The organism is Microbacterium hydrocarbonoxydans, from assembly GCF_000956475.1.
Lineage (GTDB): Bacteria > Actinomycetota > Actinomycetes > Actinomycetales > Microbacteriaceae > Microbacterium > Microbacterium hydrocarbonoxydans_A.
On sequence record NZ_JYJB01000009.1, the window covers coordinates 397,457 to 412,233 of the forward strand.

14 protein-coding genes are annotated in these 14,777 nt (G+C 67.1%); 3 read left to right on the forward strand and 11 right to left on the reverse strand.

Annotated features, from left to right (window positions below):
- Window position 1: 1 nt before the first annotated feature.
- From RS84_RS11065 to RS84_RS11080, 4 genes are all read right to left on the reverse strand, one after another.
- Window positions 2-931 carry a carbohydrate ABC transporter permease gene (locus RS84_RS11065; RefSeq protein WP_045257831.1) on the reverse strand — a complete coding sequence of 310 codons (930 nt, stop codon included), beginning with the start codon at window positions 929-931 and terminating at the stop codon, window positions 2-4.
- On the reverse strand, window positions 928-1,989 hold the full coding sequence (locus RS84_RS11070) for a carbohydrate ABC transporter permease (protein ID WP_045257832.1): 1,062 nt from the start codon (window positions 1,987-1,989) through the stop codon (window positions 928-930). The genes RS84_RS11065 and RS84_RS11070 overlap by 4 nt, the downstream gene beginning before the upstream one ends.
- 80 nt (window positions 1,990-2,069) lie before the next feature.
- Window positions 2,070-3,386 (reverse strand): ABC transporter substrate-binding protein, encoded by a 1,317-nt coding sequence (locus RS84_RS11075; RefSeq protein WP_052676333.1) that lies wholly within the window; start codon window positions 3,384-3,386, stop codon window positions 2,070-2,072.
- Window positions 3,387-3,432: 46 nt separating this feature from the next.
- Window positions 3,433-5,067, reverse strand: coding sequence for a GH39 family glycosyl hydrolase (locus RS84_RS11080; RefSeq protein ID WP_045257833.1), 1,635 nt, complete (start codon window positions 5,065-5,067; stop codon window positions 3,433-3,435).
- Window positions 5,068-5,235: 168 nt separating this feature from the next.
- Between RS84_RS11080 and RS84_RS11085 the strand changes: the two genes are divergently transcribed.
- Window positions 5,236-6,327: a LacI family DNA-binding transcriptional regulator gene (locus RS84_RS11085; protein ID WP_045257834.1), complete on the forward strand. Its 1,092-nt coding sequence runs from the start codon at window positions 5,236-5,238 to the stop codon at window positions 6,325-6,327.
- Here RS84_RS11085 and upp read toward each other — a convergent pair.
- Window positions 6,273-6,905, reverse strand: coding sequence for a uracil phosphoribosyltransferase (gene upp, locus RS84_RS11090; RefSeq protein WP_045257835.1), 633 nt, complete (start codon window positions 6,903-6,905; stop codon window positions 6,273-6,275). The two genes, RS84_RS11085 and upp, sit on opposite strands and share 55 nt — an antisense overlap.
- Before the next feature lie 92 nt (window positions 6,906-6,997).
- On the opposite strand from upp, the gene RS84_RS11095 reads away from it, so the two are divergent.
- Window positions 6,998-7,429, forward strand: a complete 432-nt coding sequence (locus tag RS84_RS11095) for a nucleoside deaminase (RefSeq protein ID WP_045257836.1) — start codon at window positions 6,998-7,000, stop codon at window positions 7,427-7,429.
- A 15-nt stretch (window positions 7,430-7,444) separates the two neighbouring features.
- On the opposite strand, the gene RS84_RS11100 is transcribed toward RS84_RS11095, so the two are convergent.
- Window positions 7,445-8,329: an alpha/beta hydrolase gene (locus tag RS84_RS11100; protein WP_045257837.1), complete on the reverse strand. Its 885-nt coding sequence runs from the start codon at window positions 8,327-8,329 to the stop codon at window positions 7,445-7,447.
- A 2-nt stretch (window positions 8,330-8,331) separates the two neighbouring features.
- Window positions 8,332-9,303, reverse strand: coding sequence for a cation diffusion facilitator family transporter (locus tag RS84_RS11105; protein WP_045257838.1), 972 nt, complete (start codon window positions 9,301-9,303; stop codon window positions 8,332-8,334).
- 59 nt (window positions 9,304-9,362) lie between these two features.
- On the opposite strand from RS84_RS11105, the gene proC reads away from it, so the two are divergent.
- The gene (gene proC / locus RS84_RS11110) at window positions 9,363-10,202 is read left to right on the forward strand and encodes a pyrroline-5-carboxylate reductase (RefSeq protein ID WP_045257839.1); all 840 of its coding nucleotides are present in this window, start codon (window positions 9,363-9,365) and stop codon (window positions 10,200-10,202) included.
- 5 nt (window positions 10,203-10,207) lie between these two features.
- Here proC and RS84_RS11115 read toward each other — a convergent pair whose 3' ends face one another.
- The 4 genes from RS84_RS11115 to RS84_RS11130 form a co-directional block, all read right to left on the reverse strand.
- A complete protein-coding gene (locus tag RS84_RS11115; protein ID WP_045257840.1) occupies window positions 10,208-11,800 on the reverse strand; it encodes a hypothetical protein in 1,593 nt (530 codons plus the stop codon).
- On the reverse strand, window positions 11,782-12,558 hold the full coding sequence (locus RS84_RS11120) for an ABC transporter ATP-binding protein (protein WP_045257841.1): 777 nt from the start codon (window positions 12,556-12,558) through the stop codon (window positions 11,782-11,784). The genes RS84_RS11115 and RS84_RS11120 overlap by 19 nt, the downstream gene beginning before the upstream one ends.
- Window positions 12,559-12,641: 83 nt before the next feature.
- Window positions 12,642-13,313 (reverse strand): potassium channel family protein, encoded by a 672-nt coding sequence (locus RS84_RS11125; protein WP_045257842.1) that lies wholly within the window; start codon window positions 13,311-13,313, stop codon window positions 12,642-12,644.
- The gene (locus RS84_RS11130; protein WP_045257843.1) at window positions 13,306-14,736 is read right to left on the reverse strand and encodes a TrkH family potassium uptake protein; all 1,431 of its coding nucleotides are present in this window, start codon (window positions 14,734-14,736) and stop codon (window positions 13,306-13,308) included. Before RS84_RS11130 ends, RS84_RS11125 begins: the two co-directional genes overlap by 8 nt.
- Window positions 14,737-14,777: the final 41 nt, after the last annotated feature.

Genomic DNA, 14,777 nt, shown 5'->3' on the forward strand with positions numbered 1-14,777 from the left:
CTCAGCCCTTGACCGCTCCGGCCATCACACCCGAGACGAGCTGCTTGCCTGCGAGCAGGAGAACCAGCAGCAGCGGAGCGGCGACGAGGAACACGCCAGCCATGACCAGGCCGGTGTCGGACGTGAACGCACCCCTCAACTGCGGCACCACGAGCGGCATGGTCAACTGGGATCGCATGACGACGGACGGCCAGAAGAAGCTGTTCCATGAGCCGATGAACGTGAACAGGGCCAGCGTCGCCGCCGCCGGCCTCGCGGAGGGCAGAGCTATCGACCAGAACGTGCGGATCATCGACGCGCCATCCACGCGGGCGGCTTCGATGAGCTCGTAGGGGAGGGCCTCCTGCAGATACTGCGTCATCCAGAAGACGCCGAACGCGCCGACGAGACCGGGAACGATGAGAGCGAGGAGAGAGTCGATCCAGCCGAATTCATTCATCATCACGAACAGCGGGATCGTCCCGACCTGCGCCGGAATGACCATCGTGGCGATCACTGTCACGTACAGCGCCTGGCGGCCTCGGAATCGCAGCTTCGAGAAGCTGAACCCTGCCAGCGTCGAGAAGAAGACCACCGATGCGCTCACGATGACGGCGACCAGGACCGAATTCCCGAAGGCGATCCAGAAGCTGAACTGCTCGGAACTGAAGACCTGTCCGAAGTTCTCGAGCAGTCGCATCGTGGGCAGCCAGCGGGGAAGGCTCCCGAACGCGCGGGTGATCTCGGTCGTCGTGGAGGATCCGTAAATCGCCGCCGCATACAGGGGGAACACCGAGACGACGAACACGACGACGAGGAGTGCGTACGAGACCCACCCCGGTCGACGGGACGTGGGGTTCCCCGCTCCGACAGGGCGACCGCGTGCCGCCCTTTTCTTCGCGAACTTCGCGGCCGAGCGTCCGGCAGTGTTCTCGATGAACCCTGTGCTCACCTTCGTGCTCCTTCGTGGATCGTGACGATGGTCTCTGTGGACGATGTCGACACGGGAGCCAGAGGGCGAATACGCCGACGCCCTCGCCGTGGCGCGTCCGATGACGAGATCGAACGGGTGATGAGGAGATTCAGCAGCGAGATCGCGAGGATGATCAGCGCGAGTATCCAGCCGACAGCCGCGGCCTGGCCCAGGCGGTCCTGCCAGTCTCCGAATCCGAGGTTGTACAGGTACAGCACGACAGTCGTCCACTGCCCGTCTGCCCCGCCTTTGCCGCCGCTGGTGCCGCCGCCGTCGAACAGCCTCGCCTCGTCGAAGATCTCGAGCCCGCCGATAGTCATCGTGAGGATGACGAAGATCAGAGTGGGACGGATGCTGGGGATGGTGACCGAGAAGAACTGCCGGAGTCGTCCGGCGCCGTCGACCGTCGCCGCCTCGTAGTACTCGCGGGGCACGGCCTGCATCGCGGCGAGGAGGATGAGAGCGTTGTAGCCCGTCCAGCGGAAGACCACCATGGATCCGATCGCGATGTGCGAGAGCATCCGCTCCTGGAAGAACGGCGATGCAGACTCGGTGAACAATCCGAGCGCGTGCAGGTTGGGAACCAGGACGCCGAACTGGCCGAAGAGCTGGCCGAAGATCAAGGACGTGGCCGCGGGCATCACGACGAACGGGATCAGGACGCTCATGCGCCAGAACGTGCGGGCGCGCAGGTTCTGATCGAGCACCGCCGCGATCAGAAGAGCGAGCGCGAGCTGAGGGAGCCCGCCCCAGAGGAAGATCGAGAAGGTGTTCTCGAGGGACCTCCAGAACATCGGCTGCTGCAGCACCCACACGAAGTTGTCGACGCCGACGAAGTCTCCCATCCCGGCGCGACGGTGCCAGTCGTGCAGCGCCACCACGATGTTGAACAGAAGGGGGAAGGCGCCGAAGATCGCGAAGACCACGAAGAACGGCGACACGTACAGATAAGGAGACACCTTGACGTCCCAGCGGGAGACGCGCTGACCCCAGCCCAGCCTTTTCACCGGGCGGGGTGCCACGGATTCACGAGCCATCGCTCGAACCTTTCGTCGGAGTTCTGAGTCGGAGACGGCCGTGACCCGTCCCGTGCTCGGACGGGTCACGGCCCGTAGCCTCACGGGGCGGTGTCGAAACCGAGGGCGTCGAACTCGCTGACGACCTTGTCCCATGCCTCTTCGGGTGTGGCTCCGCCCGCCTCGACGAGACTGATGCCCTCGGTGACGAGCGTCTGGATTCCTGCGAAGTTCTCACCACGGAACCCACCGGCTGCTGCGTCGCCGGCGGCTGCCGCCAGGTCGCCGTAGGTCGCTCCGACCTTCTGGCCACCGAAGAACTCGTTCTCGGTGTCGGCGATGTCAGGATTCGCGATGGCGTCGAGCTGCGAGGGGAACTGACCGGTCGTGTGGAACCACTGCACCGCGGCCTCGGGTGAGGTGAGGTAGTCGGCGAGCTTGACCGCCCACGCGGTGTTCTTCCCCGTGGACGGTACGGCGAAGAACGAGCCGCCCCAGTTGCCCCCGCCATCGGGGAAGGTCTCGGAGATGCGCCACCCGGGAACCCCGTCTGCATTCTCGGCGATGATCCCGGCCATCCACGCCGGCGTCACGACGGTCGCCCACTGCTTGTTCTGGAAGCCTGCGCCCCAGTCGGAGTGTCCGATCGGAATCCCGGCCGAAATGCCGTCGGCGGCTGCCTCGGCGAACATCATGAACAGTTCCTTGACCTGCTCGTTGTCGGCCATCTCGTAGGGGTCGCCCGTCTCAGGATCTTCGAAGGCCGCCGGAAGCAGATTGATCGCCGCTTGGAACGCACTGGAGAGGGAATCGATGTAGTAGTTGTCCGATGCGGCGACATACTGTCTGCCCGCATCGAGGAACGACTGCCACGTCGCGGCGTCGCCGCCGATGAAGCGGCTGAACGATGAATCGTCGGTCGCGACGCCCGCGGCGGTCATCATGTCCTGATTGAACGCGATGCCGAGAGGACCGATGTCTGTGCCGTAGCCGGTGATCCGGCCGTCCACGGAGCCCTGATCGACCTTCCAATCGAGCCATCGGCCGGGGATCTCGGGCAGCTCCACCCAGTCCTCTGGGACCGCCATCATCTCGGTCCACCAGTCGAGTTCGATCAGGTGCACGTCGGAGAGGCCTGCGCCGTCGGAGGAGAGTCCGTTGCGCAGCACCGTCTGTGCCGATGCGCCGTCGGGGAACGAGTTGATGACGACCTCGATGCCGTACTCGTCTTCGAAGGAGTCCAGCAGGTCCTGCGGGAAGTCCATCCAGGCCGCGACGGTGAGCTTGTCGGGCTTGTTCTGCTCGGTGGCTTCGCCACCGCCTCCGCCGGCTTCGGTCGACCCCGTGCAGGAGGTGAGGGTGAGGGTGGTGAGTGCGCCCGCGAGGAGGAGCGCTCCTATCCGGTTGCGTGCTCTCATGGTCTTGATGTCCTTCCGAAACGTCGTTGTCAGCGGTGATACGGGGTCAGGTGGTCGAAGGGGCCGCGATGGACATCACAGCCCACGGGGGGAGAGTGACATCGACCGTGAGGGTGCCGTTGTGGTCGACGACGAGCGTGCTCCGGTCGAGGTCGTCGGCGATCCTCATGAGCTCAGCCGTGTCCTCGCGCGTGGGGTTCAGAGGTTCGCCCCGACGCTGCCAGGCCCCGACCACGTTGCCGTGCTCCAGGTCGAGCGTCTCGACCTGGTAGACGTCGCCGGGCATCAGGCCCGTGATCCGATGATTGATCCGTCGCGCCGGCCCTTCCTCGGCGAGGCGATGTGCCTGCTGATGGCTGGCGGCATCGCCGACCGACCTGGAGCCCATCGAATCGGGGTAGTTGAAGAAGACCGCGGCGACGGCATCCTCTGCCGTCCGGGAGATGATCCCGTTCTCCGTCTGCAGGGCGACTCGGTCGCCGAGGCGGCCGAGCATGGCCATCGCATGGAACGTCGGCTTATGGATGCCCTGTTCGTTGATGAGCCCGAAGCCGCCATGAAAGGGCCCTATTCCGCCGCCGCCCTCTTCGAAGATGTCGGTGAACGTCCAGTACGAGATCGAGTCCGCCACGTCGTGGCTCTGAAGCAGCGCACGCACGATGTAGGTCGCCGCGAACACCGTGTCGTGCATGCGGTCGCGGCTCGATGGTGACGTCGACCACTCGGTGATGTGGATCGCGGCGTCTGGGTACGGCGACTCGGCGATGAGCGCCTGCAGCAGCTCGAGATCTTTCCGCGTCGCGTCCCGGTCACGGCTGATGGAGCGTCCGACGCCCTGGGTATCGAACGCGTAATCCGTCGGGTACAGGTGCGTGGACAGGAAGTCGAGGGGGAGGTCCCGCGCGGCGCAGTAGTCCATGAGCTCGGAGATCCATACGGGCTTCCACGGGAGGTCCGAGGGGTCGAGAGCTTCGGCCGTGGGCGCTTCGACGGTCTTGTCGTGGTACTCGCCGTCGTATCGGGCGTCGGGAACGAACACGGACGACGAAGGACCGCCGACGATGAGCGCGTCGTCGATCGCCTTCAGAGCGAGAGCCGTGGCCTCGTACAACTCGAAGTACTGTGCGCGGGTTCCCGTCCAGAAGTGCGGTACGAGGTTGGGCTCGTTCCACACCTCGAACGGCCAGGTGCGCACCTCGTCGATGCCGTAGCGATCGATCCAGTGCTGGACCGTGGCGGTGACGAGATCCGTCCACGCCTGCATGTCCTTCGGTGGACTGCAATGGGCGCCCCACCAGAAGACGGTCTCAGTCTGCGTCGCGAGCTCCCGCGGCATGAAGCCGAGCTCGACGAACGGACGGGCTCCGCAATCGAGGATCGCGTCGAAGACCTTGTCGATGTAGGCGAAGGTGTACACCGGCTTCTCCAGCGGCGTCGCAGGTCCGAAGCCCCCGCCGTTCGACGTGCGGTACACGAACATGTCGTCGTGGAACAGGCCGTGAAAGCGCACGTGCCGAGCCCCCAGAGTCTGCACGACATCGCGGAACTGACTCTGCCAGTCGGCGCGCAGAGCTTCATTCGCGCGTCCGGCGCCGATGCATTCGCTCCAGATGTGCCTCAGTGGGGTGTCCGCCGAGGGCGATCCGTCGATGTGGAGTGCCTGAGGGGGTGCTGTCGGCACGAAAGAGCTCCTTTGATCGTGAGATTCCACTTGCGAAAAAGTTTCGCAACATGTATCGTGAGTTCATCGTAGGGATTCGTCTGTCCGGTGTCAACACGCGCGTGATTGCTGTGATCACCGTTGTCGAACAGGTAGGCTGTTACGAAACTAGTTCGAACGGAGCTGTCGATGGTTGATGTACGGCGTCCACGCCGGTCGACCCTGTCCGACGTGGCCGAGGCGGTCGGCGTCTCGAAGGGCACGGTGTCGAAAGCGCTGAACGGGAGGGGGGACATCTCCGCGGAGACCCGCGAGCGCGTGCTCGCTGCCGTCTCCGAACTCGACTACCGGCCGACGACCCTGCCCGCCTCGATTTCGGCTCGCCGCTCTCTGGCCGTCGTCTTCGACCTGCCCGCCTCGCCGTACATACTCGGAGTGCTGCAGGGAGTGCTGGCCGCGGCCGCGGCCGCCGAGGTGGATCTGCTGACCTGCCTCGCTCCGGAGCGAGCCTCTCGTGGGCACCGCACGACGGCGCGGGAATGGATCGCCGATCGTCAGGTCTCCGGCGTCGCCGGGATCATCGGGCTCACCCTCTCCTATCCGGACGGCCTGATCGAGGCCGCGCACAATGTGGATCTTCCGTTCGTCATCGTCGATCCCGTCGACACCAGCCGACGCAGCATGGTCAGCGTCGGCTCCAGCAACTGGGCCGGTGCCCGCACCGCGACCGAGCATCTGATCGCGATGGGGCATGAGCGCATCGCCTGGATCGGCGGTCCCGAGTCCTCGGGCGCCGCCCGCGATCGCCTTTATGGATACCAGGCGGCGCTGGATGCGGCTGGCCTGACGGTCGACCCCTTCCTGGTCAGGTCTGCGCAGTTCGCCGTGGAAGCCGGACGTGAGCATGCGCGCGAACTGCTCAGTGCGCCTGAGCCGCCCACGGCGATCATGGCGGCTGATGACGAGATCGCGGTAGGTGTACTCGCCACGGCGCATGAGCTCGGCGTTCGCGTTCCTGGCCAGCTGAGTGTCACCGGATTCGACGACACCCCGCAGGCGGCGTGGACGACGCCTCCGCTCACCACGGTGCACCAGCACCTCGAGGGTATGGGGGCGATGGCCGTTCAGACCATCCTGACCATGGCCGATGGCGGGCGTCCGTCATCCCGGCACATCGAACTCGCGACGTCGCTCACCGTGCGCGACAGCACAGCGCCGCCGCCGCCTCAGACGGTGCCGTACAGCCTGTCTCCGGCGTCGCCGAGGCCGGGAACGATGTAGCCCTTCTCGTTGAGGCGCTCATCGAGTGCACCAAGCACGAGGGTCACGTTCCGGTCGCCGACCAGCTGCTCGATCGCGGCCACGCCCTCCGGGGTGCCGAGGAGGCAGATCGCCGTGACGTCTTCTGCTCCGCGGTCGAACAGGAACTGGATCGCGGCGGCGAGCGAGCCGCCGGTCGCGAGCATCGGATCGATCGCGAAGCACTGACGGTCGCTGAGGTCGTCGGGCAGACGCTCGGCGTAGGTCGTGGGCTCGAACGTCGTCTCATCGCGGACCATGCCGAGGAATCCCACCTCGGCGGTCGGCAGCAGCTTGACGAGGCCTTCGAGCATGCCGAGACCCGCACGCAGGATCGGGACGACGATCGGGCGAGGCTCCGACAGCTTGACGCCGGTCGTCGTGGTCACCGGCGTCTTGATCTCGATCGGGGTGACCTTGACGTTGCGGGTCGCCTCATAGGCGAGCAGGGTCACGAGCTCCTCGGTGAGCTGGCGGAACAGCGGCGACGACGTGCGCTCATCGCGCAGGACCGACAGCTTCGCTGTGATGAGGGGGTGGTCGGCCACGTGAACGCGCATGACTCCAGGCTATCCGACGCAGGAGCTTTCGCCGATGCCCGGTCATGCGGGAGCGGTACGGTGGTGGGGTGAGCGCAGGCGACGAACAGGGGATGCTGCGCTCCCTCGCGCTCGCCGCCGAGGCCGCTGCTGCGGATGAGATCCCCGTTGGCGCGGTCGTGCTCGATGCCGAAGGACGCATCATCGCGGAGGGGCGCAACAGCCGAGAGGTCACGAACGATCCGACGGGGCACGCCGAGGTGAACGCGCTGCGAGGCGCCGCGGCATCCCTCCACTCCTGGAATCTCGAGGGCTGCACCCTGGTGGTCACGCTTGAGCCCTGCGTGATGTGCGCCGGTGCGATCCTGCAATCGCACATCTCGCGCGTCGTGTTCGGTGCCTGGGACGACAAGGCAGGAGCGGCCGGCTCGATGTACGACCTGCTGCGCGACCGTCGGCTGCCCTACCGTGCAGAGGTCATCGGGGGAGTCGAGGCGGATGCGGCCGGGGCCCTGCTGCGGGACTTCTTCGGGTCACGTCGCTGAGAACGCGCGCACCGCTCAGCGTGTCACTGCATCCGTCAGCCGCGCGACCAGCGTGAGGTATCCCTGCGCCCGCTCGTCGAAGTAACCGGGATGCCGGATGCCCCGCTCATCGATGGCCGTCTGCGACGCGTGCCCTTCGACCGCGACGCCCATCACGAGGTCGCCGTCCACGCCCGGCGCCTCACCGCCGTCGCAGTCGTAGACGACGACACCGCGAAGGTCGCGGGGATCGATCGGATGGTGACCGAGCCGTCCGAGGGGCGCCGTGCCGTCGCCTGCGCCCTCGGTCGCGTAGACGACCACCTCTCCGTCGGCGATCGCGGACTCGATCGCCGCACCGGCGGCATGCGTGACTCCCGCCGAGGCGATCGCGAAAGCGGTGCGCACCTTGTCGGCGATGTTCAGCGCGAACATCTCGCCGAGGAGAGTCGTCGAGTACGAGTAGGTGACCACGGCGATGTGCCCGCGCGGGTTGCGGTCGGCGAGACGATCGATGTCGACAGCGAGGCGGGCAGCGCCTATCGTGGCGTGCTTGGTCGCGAGGACGCTGGTCTGCGTGCCGGAGTCCCAGCCGAACCAGACGATGGTCGCGATCGCGCGCGGTTCGCCGCGCACGACGCACGAGCGGATCACGTCCGCGCACAGGCGCTGCGCGGCATCCGCCCATCCGGGCAATGCGGAGAGGTCGGTCTCCATGCCGTGCAGCAGGTACACGACGAGGTCAGCAGCCAGCGGGTCTCCGAACGCGATGACCGCGTACGGACGGTCGCCGGCGATCCAGAAGGACTCGAGCCGCGCCTGCGGATCGCGATCGAGCACGCTCTGCACGATGCGCGCCTTCGCCAGCGTCTCCGCGGGCAGGTCGGCGCGTGCAAGCGCCTCGTGCAGATCGCGCAGCACGTTCAGTCGGAGGACTTCAGAACGAACACGTCGGTCGACGGCTGCGGATCGATCGCCGGACGGTAGACGTCGGGCTCGATGTAGACGACGCGTGCGACCGGCACGGCCTCGCGGATGCGGGCTTCGATCGCGTCGATGTCGTCGGCCACCTCACGAAGAGGCTTGTTCGAATTCATCGCGATCTTCGCAGCCACCATGAGCTCGTCAGGGCCGAGGTACAGCGTCTTCATGTGGATGATCTTCTCGATCTCGTCGCCCGCGCCGATCGCATCGACGATGCGGTCGTAGTCCGCCTGGCTGGCTCCCTCGCCGACCAGGAGGCTCTTGGTCTCGACACCGAGCACGATCGCGATCACCACGAGCAGCACGCCGATCATGATCGTCCCGAGAGCGTCGAACAGCGGATTGCCTGTCAGCACGGTGAGCCCGACTCCGAGCAGCGCGAACGCGAGGCCGATCAGCGCCCCGGTGTCCTCCAGCAGCACGACCGGCAGCTCCGGCGCCTTCGCGCGGCGCACGAACGACACCCACGACTGCCCCTTCTCGCGCACCTGGTTGCTCTCCCGCACAGCCGTGCGCAGCGAGAAGCCCTCGAGCGCGATCGAGATCACCAGCACCACGATGGGCAGCCACCACCAGGCAGGGTCGAGCGCGTGCGGCTCGCGGATCTTCTCGATGCCCTCGTAGATCGCGAACACGCCGCCGACCGAGAACAGGATGATCGAGACCACGAAGGCCGACACGTACCGTTCGCGTCCGTAGCCGAAGGGATGCTCGCGGTCGGCATCGCGCTTGGCGCGGTTTCCGCCGAACATCAGCAGCAGCTGGTTGCCGGAATCGGCGACCGAGTGGATGGCCTCGGCGAGCATGGATGCCGAGCCGGAGAGCGCCGCCGCGATGAACTTCGCGAGAGCGATGCCCATGTTGGCCAGGAACGCTGCGACGATGGCCTTGCTGCCTCCGGATGCACTCATGGAACGAGTCTAGATCGCCGCCCCGATCGATCAGGTGGAGCCCGCCGTAGGATGACGACATGGCTGATTCTCTTCCCGCTCTCGCTTTTCTCGGTGCTGGATCGATGGGGGGAGCGATCCTCCGCGGAGTCGTGGCCTCGGGCATCGCGATCGACGGCGGCATCACCGCCACCAACCGCTCCTCCGACAGCGCTGCGGCACTCGCGGGGCTGCCCGGTGTGACGAGCATCGCCCTAGAGGGTCAGCCCGACGGCAACCTCGACGCCGCAGCGTCCGCCGGAGTCGTCATCGTGGGAGTGAAGCCGGCGATGGTCCCCGATCTGCTGCGTGAGATCGCCCCGCAGCTGGTGCCGGAGACGATCATCGTCAGCGTGGCCGCCGGCGTGACTCTGCAGACGTTCGCCGATGCGCTGGGCGCAGATGCCCGCGTCATCCGCTCGATGCCGAACACCCCCGCGACAGTCGGCAAGGCCGTCACGGGGCTCGCGGTCGGAGCATCCGTGACCGCCGATGACCTCGCAGTCGTCCGTCGCCTCTTCGAGACCGTCGGAGCGGTGATCGAGGTGCCCGAGTCGCAGATCGACGCGCTGTCGACGATTTCGGGATCGGGCCCTGCCTACGTCTTCCTCCTCATCGAGGAGCTCACCCGCGCCGCGATCGGCATGGGTTTCGCCGAGGCGGATGCGCGACTCATGGCGGAGCAGACCTTCATCGGCGCCACGGCGCTGCTCGACGCGTCCGGTGAGGAGCCCGCCGAGCTGCGCCGTCGCGTCACGAGCCCCAAGGGCACCACGGAGCGGGCGATCGCAGTCCTGCAGAACGCGCACCTCGATCGCACATTCGCGGATGCCGCGGCCGCCGCGCTCGTGCGCGCCAAGGAGCTCGCCGCCGGAATCTGATTCCGCTACGCCTCGCTCGACACCTCAGCGAGCACCTGCGGCCAGCGCCGTTCGAGCACGCGCCCGCCGAGCACGCCGCCGCCCCAGATGGCCGCCGCGCCGATCACGAGACCGCAGCCGAGGCTCACCCAGCCGAGCGAGGGAGTCCAGAACGCGGCGATCGCGAAGCCGAGCGCGGGGGCGCCAAGGATCAGCGTGATCGGAGACATCACGGCCATCGCGATGAGCGACTGCACTCCGCCGGACGACCCGCGGCCGAACGGATTCGCCTCCGGCGCGGGTGCTCGGCCGGGGAGGAAGCTTCCGGCCCAGGCGCCGGCGCCGGCCGAGACCGCGCCGAGCCCGAGCGCTGCGCCGAGGCTGCCGGGCAGCAGGTCGAGGCGACCAGCGAGAATGCAGCTCGCGACGCACAGCACGAGCAGCAGCGGCACGGCGATGATGCCGAAGCCGAGCAGGCGCCCGTATCGGTCTGCCGAACCGCGCACACCCGTGTGGATGTGCAGGGCCACAGCGTCGTTGTCGTACGCGATCGCCATCTGGATGATCGTGCCCGCAAGCAGGGCGTCGATCGCCGGCACGAGAGTGACGACGGGGCCGAAGCCGATCGACTCCTCCTGCATCCCGTTCATGAAGATGACGCCGATGAGGATCGCAGGCAGGAACAGCATCATGACGACGTTCACGACCTGACGCGGGTCGCGGCGGAAGTAGCGCAGCGAGCGCGCAGCGATGGCGCCGACCGCGGTGGCGGGCAGCATCCGATCGATGAAGCCGCCAGAACGCACCCGTCCGCCGCCACTGGACTGGATCGGCGCGACCAGGCGTGCAGCCAGGAGCGCCCGCGCCGCGAACCACAGCGCGGCGAGAGTCACCAGAGCGATGAGCAGCCGCAGGCCCGCGGCGCCGATGTCGCCGGCGGCCACCGAGGCGGGCACTCCGAAGGACGCGGCCAGCGGCGTCCAGCCCAGCACGTCCGCGACGCCAGCGAAGGCCGCGCCGGCATCTCCGATCTCCCGTGCGGCCGTGAGCACCAGGTTGATCAGCAGGCCCGAGGATGCGGCGAGCAGCACGCCGATCGTCATGACGAGATCGCGGCTGCGTCGGCGAGCGAGCCAGCGCGCGAGCAGCCCGCTGAGCACGCGCGCGCCGAGCACGCAGGTGGCGAGGGCCAGCGGGATGATCAGCACGCCTGCCACGAGCGCGAGCGCGCTCACAGACCAGCCGAGCAGCATGAGCAGCAGCGCGAGAGTGGTGGCGAGACCGCCGATGGTCGTCGCGCCGGCGATCACCATGCCCGGAAGAAGCTGCCGGGCGGTCACGGGCAGCAGCGAGAAGCGCTCGGCTGCGAGAGAATCGTCGGCGCTCACGAGCAGCGAGCCGATCCACCATCCGCCCGTGATGACGGCGCCGGTGATCACCAGCACGGTCACGGCGGCGTCCGGCGCGGCGAACCTCGTTGCGACCAGGCCGACGGCGAGGAGCGCGAGGAAGCCGAGCGCCATCATGCCTGTGATGATCAGGGTGACGATCATCCACGGATTCCGTGCGAGCTGGTGGCCGAGCTGCCGCCAGCGCAGACTTACGAGGAGCGCAACCATGCCAGCGTCTCCGTTCCGAGGTCATGAGCGCCCACCAGCGACAGGAAGCGCTGCTGCAGGCTCATGCCCGCGCGCACCTCGTCGAGCGTGCCGTTCGCGAGCAGGCGCCCTTCGGCGACGATCGCGACGCGGTCGCACATCGACTCGACCAGTTCCATGACGTGGCTCGAGAGCACCACGGTGCCGCCGCCGTTCACGAACGCCCTCAGGATCTGCCTGATGGTCTCGCCCGAGACCGGGTCGACCGCTTCGAGAGGCTCGTCGAGGATCAGCAGCCGTGGTGCGTGGATGAGCGCGCAGGCCAGGCCGATCTTCTTGCGCATTCCGGCCGAGTAGTCGACCACGAGCGTGCTGCCGGCGTCGGCGAGCCCCAGCGCGTCCAGCAGCTCGCCCGAGCGCGAGACGACGTCGGTCTCGGTCATTCCGCGCAGCAGTCCGGTGTAGCGCAGCAGCTCGGCGCCGGTGAGGCGATCGAGCATGCGGATGCCGTCGGGCAGCACGCCCATGAGCGCTTTGGCCGCGGCGGGGTTCTGCCACACGTCGACGCCGAGGATCCATGCGGTTCCGGAATCGGGCCGCAGAAGCCCGGTGGTCATCGACAGTGTGGTCGTCTTTCCCGCGCCGTTGGGGCCTAGAAGGCCCAGCATCGTGCCGGCGGGCACGTCGAGGGAGAGATCGTCGACGGCGAGCTTCTGGCCGAACTGCTTGCGAAGGCCGCGGAGGGCCAGGACGGGAGGGGCCGCTGTCTGGTCGGTCATGACTTCATCCCATCACGGTGCCGGATGCCGCGGCATCCGCCCTGAGGGGGATATCGCCGGTCTCGTCCTGCGTGCCGGCGAGATTACCGGTCGAGGGCGGCGAACCGCTCGATGTCGCTGTTCGTGCCCGACACGATGATGAGGTCGTGGTTCGTGACGATCGTGTTCGCCTCGGCGTAGCGGAACGGCTTGCCGGGGCTCTTCACACCGACGACCGTGACCTTGTACTTGGTGCGGACGCCGGATTCGTTCAGGCGCACGCCGCGGATGAACTTCGGCGGGTACATCTTCGCGAGCACGAAGTCGTCGTCGAAGCGGATGAAGTCCAGCATCCGACCGGAGACCAGGTGCGCGACACGCTCGCCCGCCTCGCGCTCGGGGTAGATGACGTGGTTCGCGCCGACGCGAGCGAGGATCTTGCCATGCGACTGCGAGACGGCCTTGGCCCAGATCTGCGGGACCTTCAGGTCGACGAGGTTGGCCGTGATGAGTACGGATGCCTCGATCGAGGAGCCGACCGCGACGACCGCCACCTGGAAGTCCTGGGCGCCGATCTGACGCAGCGCATCGATGTTCTTCGCATCTGCCTGCACCGTGTGGGTGACCCGGTCGGACCACTTCTGCACGAGCTCGAGGTTGTCGTCGATCGCCAGCACCTCGCGGTCGAGGCGGTCGAGTTCTCCGGCGCAGGCCGCGCCGAAACGACCGAGACCGATGACGAGGACGGGAGCGTCTCCGCGGAGGACTTCAACCAACGATCGGCCTTTCAACCGGCAGCGAGTAGTACTGCGTCGTGGATGTCGCGGCGACTGCCGCGGCGAGAGTCACTGTACCAACGCGCCCCATGAAGATGGTGGCCGCCATCACGTAGGCTCCCGAATCAGGCAGGGATTCAGTCAGTCCCGTCGAGAGGCCCACTGTGGCGAACGCGGAGATCACGTCGAACAGCACGTGACTCATGTCGTCCTTGGTGATCTGGGCGATGACGATCGTCGACAGCGCGACGATGGTCGCGCCCCAGGCGACGACGCTGAGCGCCACGCGCTGCACGTCGCTGGGGATGCGCCGACCGAAGGCCTCGACAGACTGGCGGCCCTTCGCCTCGGACCACACGGCGATCGCGAGCACCGCGAGGGTCGTGACCTTGATGCCGCCGGCCGTGGACGCGGAGCCGCCGCCCACGAACATGAGCATGGATGCTGCGAGCAGCGATGATCCGTTCAAGTCGGACATGTCGATCACGTTGAAGCCGCCGGAGCGGGTCATCGCGGACAGGAAGAATGCCTGGAACGTCGTGTCGACGGCATCCATCGATCCGAACGTCTTGGGATTGTTGTACTCGAGGATCACGAAGACCGCGGCGCCCATGAAGAACAGCAGCACCGTCGTCACGATCGTGAGCTTGCTGTGCAGCGACCACTTCTTCACGTGCCAGACGTGCTTGGCGAGGGTGTAGATGACCGGGAAGCCGATGCTGCCCAGGAACACGCCGGCCATGAGCAGGGTGAGTACGAGATAGTCGTGTTCGAACGCGGCGACTCCTCCGGCGTTCGGGGCGAAGCCGGTGTTCGTGAACGACATCGCCGCGTAGTAGGGCGCTTCCCACAGCGCGGCGATCGGGTCGACCTCCGCCATCACGAGCGCGGGGTAGAGCAGGACGGCGAGGACGCCTTCGATCACGAGGGTCGAGATCGCGACGGTCATCAGCAGCTGGCCGACTTCGCCGAGTCGCACGGTCTGGCTCTCGTTCACGACGCCGCCGTGCGCGCGCAGCGGGTTCGTGTCTCCCGCAGCCATCAGTTTGGCCCGAAGACCAAGGCGTTTGGAGATCAGCATGCCCATGAGCGACGCCAGGGTCAGAACGCCCAGTGCGCCGACGTTCACGCCGATGAACACCAGGACGTGCCCGAAGGGCGACCAGTGCGTCGCCATGTCGACCGTGGTGAGGCCCGTCACGCAGATCGTCGAGACCGCGGTGAACAGTGCATCGCTGAGGTCGGTGAACTCGCCGCTCGCGGAGGAGATCGGCAGCCCGAGCAGCACGGTGAAGATCAGGATCAGCATCGCGAACACGACGATCGCGAATCGCGACGGAGACGACGTGATGACATGCCGCGCGCGCCCTGCGAGATCCTCCAGCCGGCGACGCGGAGACGAGGAGGATGCGATGCCCGACATCCCGCCCCTTTCGTCTGTTCCCTGCCGCCACTGCGGTCGCG